General features: G+C 36.8%; 13 protein-coding genes, 1 tRNA gene and 2 pseudogenes. 9 read left to right on the top strand and 7 right to left on the bottom strand.

Annotated elements, in window-relative coordinates; translation table 11 throughout:
- Nucleotides 1-47: 47 nt before the first annotated feature.
- The 5 genes from NGC85_RS04595 to NGC85_RS04575 all read right to left on the bottom strand — a co-directional run bounded on the left by NGC85_RS04595 (nucleotide 48) and on the right by NGC85_RS04575 (nucleotide 4533).
- Nucleotides 48-1175: a YqaJ viral recombinase family protein gene (locus tag NGC85_RS04595; RefSeq protein ID WP_254804994.1), complete on the bottom strand. Its 1128-nt coding sequence runs from the start codon at nucleotides 1173-1175 to the stop codon at nucleotides 48-50.
- Between the two features lie 129 nt (nucleotides 1176-1304).
- A complete protein-coding gene (locus tag NGC85_RS04590) occupies nucleotides 1305-2354 on the bottom strand; it encodes a DUF932 domain-containing protein (RefSeq protein WP_254804993.1) in 1050 nt (349 codons plus the stop codon).
- Between the two features lie 10 nt (nucleotides 2355-2364).
- Nucleotides 2365-2775 (bottom strand): hypothetical protein, encoded by a 411-nt coding sequence (locus tag NGC85_RS04585; RefSeq protein ID WP_254804992.1) that lies wholly within the window; start codon nucleotides 2773-2775, stop codon nucleotides 2365-2367.
- Between the two features lie 109 nt (nucleotides 2776-2884).
- Nucleotides 2885-3256, bottom strand: coding sequence for a hypothetical protein (locus NGC85_RS04580; RefSeq protein ID WP_254804991.1), 372 nt, complete (start codon nucleotides 3254-3256; stop codon nucleotides 2885-2887).
- A gap of 152 nt (nucleotides 3257-3408) precedes the next feature.
- Nucleotides 3409-4533, bottom strand: coding sequence for a hypothetical protein (locus tag NGC85_RS04575; protein WP_254804990.1), 1125 nt, complete (start codon nucleotides 4531-4533; stop codon nucleotides 3409-3411).
- 921 nt (nucleotides 4534-5454) lie between these two features.
- On the opposite strand from NGC85_RS04575, the gene NGC85_RS04570 reads away from it, so the two are divergent.
- From NGC85_RS04570 to NGC85_RS04550, 5 genes are all read left to right on the top strand, one after another.
- Nucleotides 5455-5652, top strand: coding sequence for a hypothetical protein (locus NGC85_RS04570; RefSeq protein WP_254804989.1), 198 nt, complete (start codon nucleotides 5455-5457; stop codon nucleotides 5650-5652).
- A 344-nt stretch (nucleotides 5653-5996) separates the two neighbouring features.
- Nucleotides 5997-6500: a hypothetical protein gene (locus tag NGC85_RS04565; protein WP_254804988.1), complete on the top strand. Its 504-nt coding sequence runs from the start codon at nucleotides 5997-5999 to the stop codon at nucleotides 6498-6500.
- Between the two features lie 219 nt (nucleotides 6501-6719).
- Nucleotides 6720-6959 (top strand): AlpA family transcriptional regulator, encoded by a 240-nt coding sequence (locus NGC85_RS04560; protein ID WP_254804987.1) that lies wholly within the window; start codon nucleotides 6720-6722, stop codon nucleotides 6957-6959.
- A gap of 424 nt (nucleotides 6960-7383) precedes the next feature.
- A complete protein-coding gene (locus tag NGC85_RS04555) occupies nucleotides 7384-8556 on the top strand; it encodes an inovirus-type Gp2 protein (RefSeq protein ID WP_254804986.1) in 1173 nt (390 codons plus the stop codon).
- A gap of 19 nt (nucleotides 8557-8575) precedes the next feature.
- The gene (locus NGC85_RS04550) at nucleotides 8576-9649 is read left to right on the top strand and encodes a hypothetical protein (RefSeq protein ID WP_254804985.1); all 1074 of its coding nucleotides are present in this window, start codon (nucleotides 8576-8578) and stop codon (nucleotides 9647-9649) included.
- A 270-nt stretch (nucleotides 9650-9919) separates the two neighbouring features.
- Here the strand turns inward: NGC85_RS04550 and NGC85_RS04545 are convergent.
- Together NGC85_RS04545 and NGC85_RS04540 are read right to left on the bottom strand one after the other, a co-directional pair.
- Nucleotides 9920-10009 (bottom strand) — tRNA-Ser (locus NGC85_RS04545).
- A gap of 96 nt (nucleotides 10010-10105) precedes the next feature.
- Nucleotides 10106-10486, bottom strand: a pseudogene (locus tag NGC85_RS04540) (GreA/GreB family elongation factor).
- Between the two features lie 72 nt (nucleotides 10487-10558).
- On the opposite strand from NGC85_RS04540, the gene gmtY reads away from it, so the two are divergent.
- From gmtY to greB, 4 genes and pseudogenes are all read left to right on the top strand, one after another.
- Nucleotides 10559-11869 (top strand): gamma-mobile-trio recombinase GmtY, encoded by a 1311-nt coding sequence (gene gmtY / locus NGC85_RS04535; protein ID WP_254804984.1) that lies wholly within the window; start codon nucleotides 10559-10561, stop codon nucleotides 11867-11869.
- Nucleotides 11866-14633: pseudogene (locus NGC85_RS17460) on the top strand (VPA1269 family protein). Before gmtY ends, NGC85_RS17460 begins: the two are co-directional and overlap by 4 nt.
- Nucleotides 14623-15234, top strand: a complete 612-nt coding sequence (gene gmtX / locus NGC85_RS04520; protein WP_254804981.1) for a gamma-mobile-trio protein GmtX — start codon at nucleotides 14623-14625, stop codon at nucleotides 15232-15234. The pseudogene NGC85_RS17460 and the gene gmtX overlap by 11 nt, the downstream one beginning before the upstream one ends.
- A complete protein-coding gene (gene greB / locus NGC85_RS04515; RefSeq protein ID WP_254804980.1) occupies nucleotides 15231-15710 on the top strand; it encodes a transcription elongation factor GreB in 480 nt (159 codons plus the stop codon). Before gmtX ends, greB begins: the two co-directional genes overlap by 4 nt.
- The last annotated feature ends 18 nt before the right edge of the window (nucleotides 15711-15728 follow it).

The following is a 15728-nucleotide window of genomic DNA, read 5'->3' as shown; positions in this document are numbered from 1 at the left end:
TGGGATGTTTAGGTGGAGTATTCTGTTTTGCTTAGGCTAATTGCCTTTCAATCATCATCTGTATAGATGTTAAAACACCGTGAACCCTGTTTGCTTTGTGGAAATTGGTTTAAGTATTCTGGATGTAATTTCAGTAAAGCCTTACTGTCTAAGCTGATCGAGTCCTTGGACTTTTTCCAAGTGACGGAACCTATTTTAAAGGTCGCCCGTTCAGTCCGTTGCATCTTGGCTTGGAGTTGATGTTTGAGTAGGTCAAATTGCTCCTGATGCTTTTCAATTTGATGACGTGCTTGAATCAATTGTTCAAATTGTTGATTGGCTTGCGTATCTTCGGATAAATCCGTAGTACTGAGTGGTACATGTTCTGGATAAAGTAGTTGTAGGGTTTTAGCTGCCGATTCGCTGGCGTCTGCATCAGGTGGTGTGTCTTTTTCCACACACTCCCAGAAGTAACGCTCTGCATGGATGATATGTTGTATGACTGATTCAGAGCGGATCACCTTAAAAATTCGAGTTTCATGACCACAGATCAACACACAGATATGTGCTGCATGTTTGCCTGTCACAGCCAGTTGATGTTGCACTTGGCACAGCACGTATAAAGGCACACCATCCCGCCATAACTTTGAGCCATATTCCCCTACGGTTTTACATTCTAAAAGCTGTACTTCGTCACTGCCCACCACGGAATAATCCAGATTGGCGAGCATAAACTGCTTGTCTTCATCAGGGTGTTGTAATACTGCATTGACACGACGTACCTTATTGTTGGTGTGCATGCTGTAGTATTCAGCCACCAAGGGTTCAAGCTGTTTGCCCCAGTACAACGGTGCATAACCTGCACTTTCATCCTCAATGTTCTGTTGCATCCGATCGGTTTTGATCATCCACAGCTCTAGCATCGACATATAGGGATTAAGCCCACATGCCGTTGCTGCATCACTACTACCAATGCCTTGTTTACGGACTTCCAACCATTGTTGGTAATTCATTTTCTTAGTATTAGCAAGGCGTTTGGCGGCGGGTGCTTTAGTCTTTCGGAGTGGCTTGTTAAATGGGTTAAGTTTGCTTCGGGTTCCCACTTCAACCTGCTGAGTGGATGAGCTCAGGTTTGGTGAATAGGATTGTAAGGGTTGATGGTTGAGGGTGTTTTCTATCTGGGTATTTATATTCATCGGGCTGTCCTCAGTTTTTATAAAAGATATGGAAATGGGTAAAACAGGAATTTTCGGCATAAGAAAGCCGCATCCGAAGATGCAGCTTTAGAAAATAAATTTGAATAAAGTTTGCTTAGGCTAATTAATTTAGGCAATCATTCTTAAAGCCTGTTCCAGCCCCCGTTGTTTGATAGATGCTCCTGCTCCAAACCAAGCAGAGTCCAAACGGTAATCCTGACTCATGGCCCGACGTTCATGATCCACAAATTCAGTGATGCTGCACAGCAAACCATAGGCAGTGTCTTTGGCTGAGCTTAGTTCTGCCCCACGCCCATGTCCATTAAACATGGTCATCACTTTAGACATAGCACGCCCATTCGGTTCAGTTTTATTGTCTGCTTTAGATGGAACTGTCTGACTTGGCATAGCCACATTACGGTAGAACTGAATAATGCTGTCATCCTGTTCAGCCATACTCAGATTGGTATTATTAAATACGGCATCAAAGTAAGCTGCCGCTTCCTGTTGCGTGACCTTATGTTGGCTCAGTTGTTTCATTTCATACATGTGCTCATCCCATGCACGTACTGAAATACCTAGTTGTTGTTTGACCCGATCCGCATCAAATCGAGTACTATGTGGAACCTTAACGACACCTGTATTGTTTTGTTGCCCTTTGAGAGCAATCGCCAAAGTGTTGTTACACACCACTCGAATACTAGTGAATTGAGCCGTGGTTGCTAATGTGCCATCACAAGAGGTGGCTAAAAGAATATAGCCATTGCTGACATCTTTTCCTTTTAAAGCTGCGGTCTGTCCTGTTTTAGCTAAGGCCCAGAATTTCTTACCGCCTTTCAGTACACCTGCGGTTTCTAGCTCAAAACCTGATTGTTCGGTTAAGTCTCGGTAAAATTCCATTATCTCCATCGGTTGTACTTCCTGAAAACGTTGACTGACTACGGATAAGGGTGCATGAGTATCGGAACGGTATAAAACGCGTTGTTCTTCAAAGGGCATAATGATGTTTTGCCCGCGATGGTTTTGTGCCATATAACTGACGTCTGATGATTCAATCTGCCAATCCATCCCTGCCTGCTGTGCCCAAACTTCGAGTGGTTGGTTATGGGTCAATTGGTTTCCTAAGCCATGCCAAGGGGTTTGACCGACATAAGCCATTTGTTCAAGTTGATGTGCCATGATGTTTTCCTTATCTGTTTGAATGATAAAAATATGGTTGTTGTGAGCTGTTGTATTCGCCTTGTTCAAAAGCCATGGCAAAATGATGATTACATTCCAAACATTGATAGAGCGTTTGTGGTTTCGGGCTTTGCTTTAGCATGGGTTCTGGTGCATGTTCATGAACATGATTGAGAAAACAGACTGCACAGCCGATTACACCGCCAATCAAACTGCCAATGACATAAACAATAGGACGTTGCCCTTTCATCATTCGTGCGCTTGAAGCGCCCATCACCGCATAGTTAACGACATGCTGCATCAGGTTCTGCATCGGTGGTTTGCTAAATGATTTCTGCTGGGAAGTTCCTGTATTAAGAATAGGTTGGGGAATTATTTCTGTTTCATCACTGCCACACATTGGACAATTGATTCTGATCATTGTAAGCACCATAAATTTGAGATATAAAAAAGCCATGCCCTTTGAGGGGCATGGCTTTTTGATTTAGTTTTGTATGTTTAAGTTAGATTTAGCTTTTTAAGAGATCGTCTTAGTTAAAGCTATAACTTGCAGTTCCCTGTGTGGTTTCTATATCAACCTGTACCACATTTTCAAAGCTACAACCTTGCAGTCTGAGTCTAGACACTTGGCCCATTTGGAAATGCAGTGGGAAATTAAATCTTCGGTCATGTCCAATATATTGGCACTGCCCATTGTTAACAGTGACATTGGTGACATCTATTTGGTTAGGTGAATTCGAGCGAATCGTGATAATAGCAGGTGGTTGGTAAGCTATACCTCCCATTTCATTTAATTCCACTGAGAATGTATCTGGCTCAAGTCCCGTGCCACATCCTTGTAGAGCAAATACCGACAATGATATTAATGCAGTCCATCTCACTGTTTTGATTAAGTTGTTCATCGTTCATTAATCCTAAATTCTGTATTCAGATGTTGAGTTGATAGGTTATTTTTCTCTGCCCTTGTTCAGCAGAGAACACCTCTTACATCTAGGTAATATGTATTTGATATTCCTTTGTTCTTAAAAAAACAGAAAAGCATGTTTGGTCATACTCATCCTTCACCCAAATACTTGAACTCTTCAGGTTCTTTAGGAATTTCTTTTTTGGGATATTTCTGCATTAAGCTTTCTGGAGACTGATATTGCTCTAGACCAAATTTAAATTGCCATACAGGAGAATGAGAGACATCCTTAAAGGGCATTGTTTTCAAATGTTCATATGCATCAGTAACAAACTGTCGTTGCAACTCAATTGCCGATTTTTGTTTAAAACTAATCGGTTTAAATACAGGTGACACATACATCACTTCTTCAACATTACTGCTATGTCGATCTGGATTCCCTACCTTTTTAAAGTAGAAAAAAATGCCATCAAGTTTGAGTTGATTATTTTTAAAATTAAAGACAAAACCTAATCTAAGCTGGTTAAAGTTTGCCGCAATTTGTTTGGCTAAATCAGGTTGCACCTTGATGACTAGATCAAACTCCATAACGTCAACTACTAGATGAATATGCATCTGTTCCTGATCTGCATCGTACTCATAAGAAGCATCTGAAACTGCAAAATAAATATCACCCACACTACGGTTTAAGGCCTGTTCCAATAACTTCAGATCATAGTCAACTGCCGTCGTTTCAGCATTTTGATTTGCCTGTTTCACCCGTTCTTCATAGGCTTGGCTCTTTTCAAATTCCTGCTTCGGTTCAATCTTTGGTGTTTTTAAGTAGCGAATATAGTTGATTGCCAAGTTATTGCTATATTTAAAGTATTCATCACTGGTTAAATCAATGAACAGATCATTATCTCTAGAACTATGTTCCCGATTACCAATCACAATAATCTGATCTGATCCCAAATGTAGCTGAGGATGAATAAGTTCATAGTTGTCAACGAATGCAGAGAGTCTAAACTTTTCTGTCTCCCACATTGTCGGATAACGAATTCGGTATTGTGCTTGAATATCCGAGAGCTCAAATTCTTGCAAATTTTGGTCAGGACTAATTTGATCTTTAGGAACAATTACAGTTGGCATTTCAGCAACAGGTTCAGCCTCGACCATTGTTTCAATGGTTTGGGCGTCAACAGCAGGATCACTTTCTGGTTTGTCTGTACTCGAACAGGCATTCAGTCCAATGAATAAAATACATAAGGACAGATGCTTTAATTTTGTTGTCATCGTGCATCATTCTCTTTTATTGTTCATAAGCACACCTCTCAGCAATAGCGAAGCTAGGCTCATGGTGGTTTGATGTTTAACTTGGAGTTCTGCATTCTCTGCTAACGCGACAATTCCGTAGCGTGATATCTACTTTTTAGTCTTTAAAAGATTCAGATAAGCAGGCCAATAAAGGAATAAGCACCTTCATTGAGCGTTCCCCAATCGCATGATTTTTAAAATGTTGTTTTATCTGGCGACCAAACAACCATAAACTGTACTGGGGTAAAAAAGAGAATGAGAATTTAAGAATGTAGTACGCATGGCGGACTCCTTTGGGTGTAAAGAAGTTTCACCACATTACTGCTAAATAATGGTGGCGAAACGAAAAGGGGTTAGCAGACTGATACCCAAAAAGATCAGCACATCCGAAGATGTCCCCCTCCCGTTCCGCCGCAGAGGGGGGCACGTAGGGATGCCCACAAAAAAGAAAGAGACTTTTTCGTGTGCTTTGGGTAAAACGGTCTGCTAAAACCGACTGGCAATGTAGGCCAGCATGCAAAGGATAATCGGCAAGGTTTAGAGTGTCAATCTTCTATAGAAAAATGAATCCACTCAACCACTGGAAGGAGTAAAAAACTATATTCTATAGGCTTAAATACTTGTTAAAATTTAGGTTCTCATTAAGGGTGAAAGTTTCACTTTAAGTCTTTCAAAAGATGAATTTTAAAAGCTAACTTTGTACATCATTCATAGGCCCTACTTTTTACAAAGCTCATGATGAAGACTAGGTTTAAAGTTCAACTATTTTTTCACTCCACTTACCCTTCTAGAAATTGCACTCACCACGGTAAAAAGCGTTAAAAAAATTATTGCATTTAAAATAAAACTACATTTATCTTAAAGAATACTTATGTCTAATTCATATTTTAGAGATGCAGAATGCCAGACCAGTTGAAAATTGATAATCAAATTAAACTCATGAATGTCTTAGAGGATTTCGTAATAAAAAATATTAAATATCCTTTAGGTGACCAAACAGATCAAATTCAGTATTACAAATCACTCGGTGTAGATTTAGGACCTAATCGCTTGGAATACAGTGATAAAGTCTCTGAGCTAGACAAACAAAATATATAGCTTATCACTCTGTAGGGCGATATAAAGAAACTGAGCAACAAAAAACCTATAGAAATAGCGCCGTACACAAAATACGGCTCTCCAATGACCCTAGTGATACTATTGAAATTCCGCTTATCGATCGACTTCCTCGGTATTACGATGACATTCTCACCGATATAAAAAATTTTAATTCTTACATCAAGTCTCAGGAAACCATTAATTTAAAACAAGTAGAAAAATTACGTAAGAAGGCTTTTCATACCTATGCCTTTCATAATGACTGTCAGAGTTTAGAAGTTGTACCTACAGAGATTAATAAAATTTTCGAAAAAATTCACAATGGGCATAAACAACGACCAACAATGGGTATCATTGAGCAGAGCTTTATTACATATGCTAAAAAAGTCCTACTTGATGAAAAGGAAGTTAATAAAATACGCTTTATAAATAAGGACATAATTATTCAGCAATTAGAGACTGAATCTATTCCTTTTGTACAAGAAGCCTCAATTCAACAGCATAAAGTTGATATTAAATTATTGCTCTTACAGCTAATCCGTATGAATCATACTAAAGACAGCCTACTTATCCCTGCTGATCCGGATGGTTTATCAGAAGCAATCTATATCTTTAATGAACATGAATATTTTAAAAAAAAGAGAAGAAAATACAAAAAACTGATTTCTAGCTATCGTGGAAAAATCAAGGAAATAAAAGGCATTAGAGAAACAGACTCCCAACGTCTACTGAGAAAAAAATATACGGGGGATAGTGAAACTTGGCTAAAACAGCACAAAGTTTGTGGGCAGTCTCTCTATCAAATGATTAAAGATATAGTCAAAAAAAATAAAGAATGTCCAAAATAAAAATAGCAATTCACGATTTTCTAGGCTGATCTATTGATAAAAGATAGATCAGCACTCTTCAATACACTATTTATCATCGATTCCCCTTCTACAGCTTGACCAACTTTCTGTTCTCCAAAAAAACTATGGAAATAGCATGTCCGTGCAAATAGGGTATTTTTAAATATCATCATTTTTTAAAGTAGTGAAACCATCCAACCTCATCCAAAAGGACAAATTATGGTTTCGGCAACTGCTTCATTGTCATTCAAAATGATTTCTCGCTCAGATTTAGAAGACCTGACAGGTTTATCTCGATCTACCATCTATGACCGTATCAACCCTAAATCTAAACGCTATGACTCAAACTTTCCCAAACCCATAAAGTTTGGTCACTTAACCAGATGGAGGCTCAGTGAGGTTCAGGCTTGGATTGAATCCAAAATTGAAGCTCGTGACCTCCTGCAAAAGACGGCTTAACCATGTATATCGCCATCATCAGCACATTCCCGTAAATACGATATGAATTTGTGCATAGCTCGTCTATTTGTTGTGAAGTTGAATTTAGGTATTAAATCATTTAAATACATACTCTTATAAATATTAATATACATTAAGTATCAATATCTTAATGGATATTCCTATTAAGTATTTATGTAAAAGACACGTCTTAATGATCTTATAAGTTGTGTCACCTACTTAAATATAATCATCTGTCGTGACTCTGACTGCACCAAGCTAAGTCAGGTCACCGTTAACTCACCAGATGTCAGAATAGTATTTAAACGAGACTCTCTGAGACACAAACCTAATCATTTCACCATAAAGCCTAGACACTGCTTGATCCAGTGTCTACAGACAGCTATTGCCCAAATTTCTTGAAAACTTATTCATCGAGAGATTTATGAACCAACTTCCTTTACTTGACCATTCAGCAGGTACGTTCACATTAGAAGAACAGCTTGCATTAACCCAATCTGATCTTAGTTCAGCGATTATAACGAACCAAGATGAGCCCCCTTATCTACTACGACATCAGTCCGATTATGAAGCAGACATTTGTTTGAATATTCTGAACGTGGTTGCGAAATGTGAAAATGCTCAATTGCCTATAGCGCACATAGCCAATTCACACTTCTATCAATCTACTCAACACTATCGGATTGATTTCGCTTCAGGATGGGATGTGTTAGTGAAGAAAGTATTACCTGCTTTCTATCATCAATTCACTGATCAATACTTTTATAGCGAAGAAATCAAAGCTTGGATGTTTGTACGCGACCAATTCTCAGTGAGTAAACTTGAGTTTCTAGCACATTTATCATCACTCGATCCTACAAATCAGGAAAATGTTCAAAAATACATTGATTTACTTAACCTATTCATTGAGCGCCTGTCTCAGCACACCCAAAGTGCCCCTTATAAGAAAAAAATCAGAGATCGGAATTCTACTAAAAAAGAAAATAAGAAAGCCTGTGTTGAGCTCCTTAATCACCTTATTGCGAAGTTTGCCAAGCTGTTGGTCATCAGGATGGACTTTTCACTAAAGCGCGACCTTAAAACGATCCTGAAGCATGCCTCAGTAATGGGTATGCCTTATTCGCGTAATGATTTGAACCATCTAAAAGAATGTATGCATAAATTTAAGAATAACTGGCGCAATAACACGCTCTTAAATGATATTGAAGGCTATATCTTCCAATACGAATACTCTGCTGCAACAGGGTTCCATATACACAGTTATTTATTCTTTGATGGCAATAAACATCAGGAAGATATCAGCATTGCTCAATATATCTCTGATTACTGGAAGAAGATCACCCGCAGTCAAGGAAGCACTTATATCTGCAACATGAATAAAGACCAATATAAATACTGCGGCATTGGATTAATTCATTATTCAGATACGGAAAAGCAATCCTTCTTAATCAAAACCTTTGATTACATCTGCAAGGCTGATCAGTTCTTTATTTTTTCTGCGCTAAAGAACTTTAAAAGATTTCAACGCAGTGCATTACCTGAACCTAAAGCTAAGTCAGGCCGTTCTCGCATCTTAATCTCAACAGAATCTCAATAATTTATTCAGGAACAATGATATGACTACGCTCAGCGCTTTAGAAAAAGTTGAAGGCAACAACCACCTCAATCTTGTTACCCATGCCTATCCTTTCCTAGCAGCCTACACACCTGTTTTTCCACTACCATTATTTAAGTACGGTGAACTGATCCAGAGTATCAAAAATAAGAAAGGTTTTAGGATGTTTACCCATAACCCAACAGCATTTCCTCACCACAATATCCCAAATTTGTACTTTACAAATCTAGGGAGTCTGGTCTTTCAGATCGTACTAGACAATACTCAAAATCCCTATACAACAGGACGATTTCAAAATGCGTTGATTCATCCAGAAATCTATTTACTCAGCCAACTTATGCTAAGACATGGCATAGTCAATATTCCATTAATGGAATATCAACGAATAGAACATGTTTGTGAAATTTGTTTTGCCGATTTCAAAGTAAATATCCAAACCAAAGCTTTTATGACACAAACTAAGGCATGGGACACTAAGTATCGTTATTGCAATAATTCTTACGATCAATTCTTAAAGTTTATTTGCGCTGAAACAAATAAGTTTGAGATCCATTCCTTGGTAGTACAACGTAAACGAAGGAATAGTCTGGTCAACATTTCTAATACAACTGATTTTCTTGATATGTCTGCTTATGACATTGTACGAGAGAAAAGTAATGAGATTATTCAGACAGTCTGGCGTAATCGTAACGAAAATAGTATTTTAGGTATTCTCTCACGAGAAGAAATAGACATAGAACAAACCTACACAATCAGGCTCGTTTTCTTTGTTCGCAAAGAATATTCCGACCTTGTTCCATTTGTTGAAACTCCCCTTTACAAGGTACTTGCTCCTTTTTTAATTGATCACAATCTTGATCGTATTAATTTAGGAGCTGTTCCTACCATGAATTCTGGTATAGCTCCACATTTTCAACAGCAAGAACATAATTATTATGATCTTAATCAGATTCACGTAGGTAATCGCTTAAATGCCCTTAAAGCCCAACTCCTTGTTCCTGACTATTGGTTCAGAATTCAGGATAACTCATGTAGCTTGAGCATTGAACGAGGTCAATCTCAGTATAATCGTTAACTACGTGACTCTCTTATGGCATACAACAGCATGAGTCATCTCATGCTGTTTTTTTATGGATGATCAACCCGATCTACCCAATACTATGAACCCGCCAAGTTTAGAAAAGTCAGTTTATTTTCTTTGATAAATTTAAACTATCATCCAAAGACATACTAAAAAAGCCAATTAGATTCGATCACAACCAAAATTTTATGTGGGGTATATTGAGGGGGTAAGAGCATAGATAAAAAATAAGCCCCTGTAAAAACAAGGGCTTATTTAGATATTTGGCGGAAGCGGTGAGATTCGAACTCACGGAGGACTCACACCCTCGTCGGTTTTCAAGACCGGTGCATTAAACCGCTCTGCCACGCTTCCAATGGCGGCTATCATATAAATAAAAAAACAAATTGGCAATTCTTTTATTCAAAATAATGCACCGAATGCTCAAAATAAACTCAACAATCTGAATTTTTATGAATTTTCGTGCTTTTCATAGCGAATAGAGTTGATATACCAAACTTTTTTACCTAATGGTGTTTGAACTTCTACCTCATCATCTATTTGCTTGGTCAATAAAGCACGAGCCATCGGAGATTCAATCGAAATATGTTGCGGATGGTGATCATAAATTTCATCGACACCCACAATACGTAATGTTTTATGTTCACCAGCTTCATTTTCTATCTCTACCCAAGCACCAAAATATACTTTTCCCTCTTGCTCAGGGACATAATCAACAATTTTAAGTTCTTCTAAACGCTTTCCTAAATAGCGAACACGACGATCAATCTTTCTAAGTATTTGTTTATTTTGATATTATAACCCTACCTTGAAACATACTATTTCTAACATTTTATATTGACAATTGATCAAATAATGATAGTTTTTAATTATAAAAACCCCATACTTCATACTAAATAGTATATGGCTTACGTTAAGAAAATTTATGTAAATTACAAAGATTGTTCTACTCAAACCACCTTGGTCTTGCCTTGCCTCTTGACTGAGAAAGGAGTCATCATTTCTCATTTGCGCTATTTGGCTTGGTTTAATTCAAAAAGTGAATCATGGAAAGAAAGATCTTGTTATGCACTTAAACTTTTATTGAAGTATATAAATTCAGTTCCACAAATTGAGAATGCTACTAAATTACTCAAAGCTTTCACTGAGGCACTAATTACAGGCACAATTGATCCAACTACCCGTACCGATGCTCTTAATCTTTATTGGCGACCACGTACAGTTAGGGATACCAATAATCTACTATTTCATATTACGCATTACACTGACTTTCTGATGTTACAGGATGAACATTCAACCATTCGTGTGAATCCATTTCGCAAAGCCACAAGCTATGAAGAGCGTCTAAATTGGTGTGCTTACTACCACAAACAAGCACACGTCTTTCTGAATCATTTAACTAAAAAAGATTTATCACAACAGCAAGTTCGTTTGGTAGGTTCGTTCAATGAAGATCTAATTGATTTTGAATATGCAGTTCGTTTTCCTGAAGATCAAATTGAAAGGTTAATTTACTTAGGGTTTGAAAAAAATGGAAAATATGACTATAAATCGCAAGCGATTACGATGTTGATGAATTACGGTGGGCTTAGGAAAAGTGAAATTTTTCATATTTATACTTCAGATATCACATTAAATCCAAACCGCCCTCGAGAAGCCCTTGTTCGTGTTTATCATCCTGAATTAGGTGCAGCTCCAGATCCTCACTTCAAAAATAGACGTGAATTTCTTTTATCCAAAACATCCTTGAAGCCTAGAAATAACTATCTATTTACCGAACGTTTATATGCAGGATGGAAGTCCCCATTACTTACATCTAAACAAGGTTACTTTGAGGTTGTATTTAACCCACCTGAAAAAGCTAAAGATTTCTTATTAATTTGGGCAAACTATCTCAAATATCAGCGTGTAGAGCCGCTGAAAAGTAATCCACATCCTTTTGCATTTACAAATAATTTAGGTGAGCCTGAAACTATAAAAAACTTTCAACGCCTGCATAAACGTGCAGTAGAGCGCATCGGGCTAATTTGCAAAAAATCTCTTGGTACGACTGAGCATGGTCATCGTCATGCATATGGATTTCGTGCGCGTCAGGCTGGTTTAAATCAAGTCGAAATTCAAAAAGCTATGCATCATAAAAGTCCAACATCATGCATTGTTTATATCAAACCAACAATTGAAGAAGTCCAAGAAAAGTTGAGAGCGATTAAATGATTAAACCTCAAGCAATCAGACAAATTGAAAGTAAACGATTTAATAAAGAGTTTTCGACTTTTCCTGATTTAGATTCTTTAAAACAATTTTGTAAAAATGAAGGTATTACAAACTCAGTACTCTATAAACAGAAATATAGAGAATATGGGCTACCTGCTCATCCCGAAAGAATTTATGACGAATGGATTAGCTATAAAGATTTTTTTGAAATAGCTGATTTTATTTCATATGCCGAACTAAAAAATTTGATTGAAAACAAAAATCTTAAAAATGCTAAAGAATACAAAGCTTTTATTTTAAAATTAAATGATCTAAGTCTTCCACTTGATCCACAAACTGCATATCCAAATGAATGGGAAAACTGGTATAAATTTTTAGGTAAAACAGAACCATTTAAGCCAGATTTTATTTCTTCTGACTATGTCACTTGGGCAATTAAGATCAAAGAATTTATGACTAAAGCCCGTGGCGGAGGCACTAAAGAAACTCAGCTCTGTCGTTTCGTTCGACTTTATATTGAACAATTTGATAAAAGCAAAACACCACACGCTTTTCTTATACAGGAAAAATTCGATGTAAAACCCTTTCGAGATATTCTTGAAAATATAGAATCTGAACCGATGAGAAGGAAACTCGTTGTTTATGTCAATGAATTCTTAGATTATATAATTGCTAATGATTTAACGATTGAAGATGAAGAAACAGGTGAAATAGTACGAGTCGATAATGCTCGAAATCCGTTCTCCCTTTTACTCAATCAACAAAACATGTCATCTAGCTCAATCCGCTCTGAAACAACAAAGCCATGCTTACAATACCATTTTGTTAAAAAAGCCCAAGAATGGATTATTCCAACCAATGCAAAAAACTTTCATGATTTAGGGCACCTTCATAAATTCGATGCCGATTGGGTAAAAGTAAGCTTTGATCAATTAGATTTACATGACTTAGATTGTGTTTACCGTATAATTGATAATCAAGCATATTTATGGTGCCCAACAGATTGGATTCATACTTATGCACTCACCAAAGTCCCCTTAAGAGGACGACAAATCGCCTATAATGATTCTGGTGAAGCCGATGAGTATATTGCAGATTTAGATCAGCAAAACAAAGTAATTTGGAAAAAAATAATTCCCCACTTTCTGGATTGACTAAAGAACAATCATTCATAAAAAGAATGCCTGATGATCAAACAGGTATCTTTACGACTACAAATAAAACAAATAACAACGGGCAAGGTTACACAATTCCGTGGATACCCGAAGATTTAGCATATTGGTTAATTAAGCTCAGAAAATGGCAACAAAAATATAATCCTATCGCATATCCTAGTGCTTGGATTGATTGCCAAAGAACAAATTTAAATGAGGTACAAAGAAAAGCCAAAGGATTGAATTGTTTTCTTTTTAGACGCTTTAATGATTTTGAACCTGCTAATGTTGGAAATGCTTTAACCCCAAGATTAGCGGCTGCTCTTTATAATATACAGCCCTCAAATCTTTGCTTAGCTACACTTGAAGGAAATAGAGCAATTTTAGGAGCATATAAGTCTAAATATACCCCCCATAGCATGCGTGTAAGCCTCATTACTGCCTATGTGCTTGAAATGGGTATGCCTATTGAAATTGTGATGAAAATCGTTGGGCATAGTTCTGTGATCATGTCGATCTATTATTGCAAAGTTTCTAATCATGACATTAGAACTCGATTAGAAGAAGGTGAAAAAATTGCCTTAAAATCTGAAGTTGAATCTATTCAAAGAACAATTGAACAAAATAAAATTGAAAGTGTTAAAAACCAATTGGTTGGCAATAATTTAGAGCTACTACAAGCTTTATCCAATGAAGTTCCTGCGGGTAATTTTATTTTTCGAGATTATGGTATTTGCCCTTTTGCAGCTTCAAGATGTGAGGATGGCGGTGAGTTAATAAAAAGTAGTTCATTCTATACCCCTACACCTCAAGGTTATTTAGGAACTCAGAATTGTATCCGTTGTAGACATTTTATAACTGGACCTGCCTTTATTGGTGGTTTATTGGCAATTACAAATGAAATATTACTCCAATCCAATGATCAATCTGAAATATGTTCAAAGCTACAAACAAAAATCAATCAGATCAATCAAGATATTGATAATATTGAAAAAGAAGAATATATAGCCAACTTAAAGAAAGAAAAATTTGAAGGTACTGCAAAAAGATCAACTCTTGAGACTGAACTTCGAAATTTCGAATCAGAGTATGAAACTACTGCTAAGAAATTGGATATGCTTTTGTGTGATATTCAAGCAGCATATAGTCATATTACGAAATGCCACAAGCTCATCAACAACAATCCCCTTATAGAGAGCGATGAAAAACTTTCCTTAATTACAGCCCCTAATGCTGAATTGATATTAGAAATGGAAGAAGTGAGCCATTATCAACAATTACAAGAAGTCTGTGAAAATGCAGCTATTTATAAATCTTGTAATGCAGATCAAGCTATTTATCCAAGAACTCAGCTCATTGATAAAATGGCGATGTTTAATGAAATTATGCCTGCTTTATTCATGTTATCTAAAGAACAGCAACTGATCGCGGGCAATCAAATTTTCTAATTATTGATGAGCCGCCTTAAATCTTGGGATAAAGTACAAAGTGTTATGGATGGCAAGCTTAAATTGATAGAACTTTCTGAAACTGAAAAAATTTCAAAATCAGAAATTGAACTCATTCTACATAATTCACCAACTTTGATTGAGGCTAGTCATGAATCCTGAAGAGTTATTAAATAAATTAAAACATGGCTCATCTCTAAAAATTCAGCAATCACTTGATGCAATCTATGCTGTATGTATTGAGCAACTGGAACGTGGAATTCAGGATTTTTCTGTCAGTACGATTGCTAATTTAGGATTTAATCGAGGTGTTCCTAAAGCGCAAAGCATCAGAAATAAGACAGGTGAAAAATATAGAGCATTAATTCAATGCTTTGCAGATGCTTCATCACAGAAGTCGAACTTGGTTAAACCATCACAAACAGACGATCCATGGATTGAAGAGATTCAAAATCCAAAACATCAGTTGCTTGTACGCATTATGGCATCTGAACTTAAAGAAGCTCAGCAAATGATCCGTGAAATCATTCCACCCAAACAAAGGATTGATATTTATGATCATAAGAATATGATACCCGAAGAATCTTTTAAGCTTTCTGATCAAGAAGTACGAGCATTACAATATTTATTGTCTGCAGATTTCCAAAAAAAATGGAATTTAAAGCCTACCCATTTTGGTGAACTAGTAGATGAATCAAACAACCCTGTTTTTAAAATTTCAACATTAGATGCCTTACGCAAGGCTTTGGAGTATTTGTCTTGAATCGTAAATTATTAACGGCTGAAGGTTATCAACGCTTACAAGACGAGTTAAATGATTTAGTTCGCAAAGAACGCCCTGAAATTACCAAAATAGTGTCATGGGCAGCCAGTCTCGGCGATCGCTCTGAGAATGCTGATTACATCTATAATAAAAGAAAGTTACGTGAAATTGACCGTAGAATTAGATACTTAACTAAGCTTTTTGAAGTCGCCCATAAAGTTGAATACAGCTCAGAACAAGATGGGAAAGCTTATTTCGGTGCATGGGTTGAATTAGAAAATGATGACGGCGAAACTATTAAATTTCGAATTGTAGGTGATGAGGAAATATATGGTCGAAAAGATTACATTTCTCTCCAATCACCAATAGCAAAGGCTTGCTTAGGTAAGTCTGTAGATGATGAAATTCAGGTACATACACCAACTGGTAAGAAAAGTTGGTATATTCTGAGCATAGAATATTGCTCAAATAGTTAGTTTTATATCCCCTTTAGA

Source organism: Acinetobacter sp. Z1, from assembly GCF_024296945.1.
GTDB lineage: Bacteria > Pseudomonadota > Gammaproteobacteria > Pseudomonadales > Moraxellaceae > Acinetobacter > Acinetobacter beijerinckii.
This window is presented reverse-complemented; position numbering and strand designations above follow the sequence as displayed.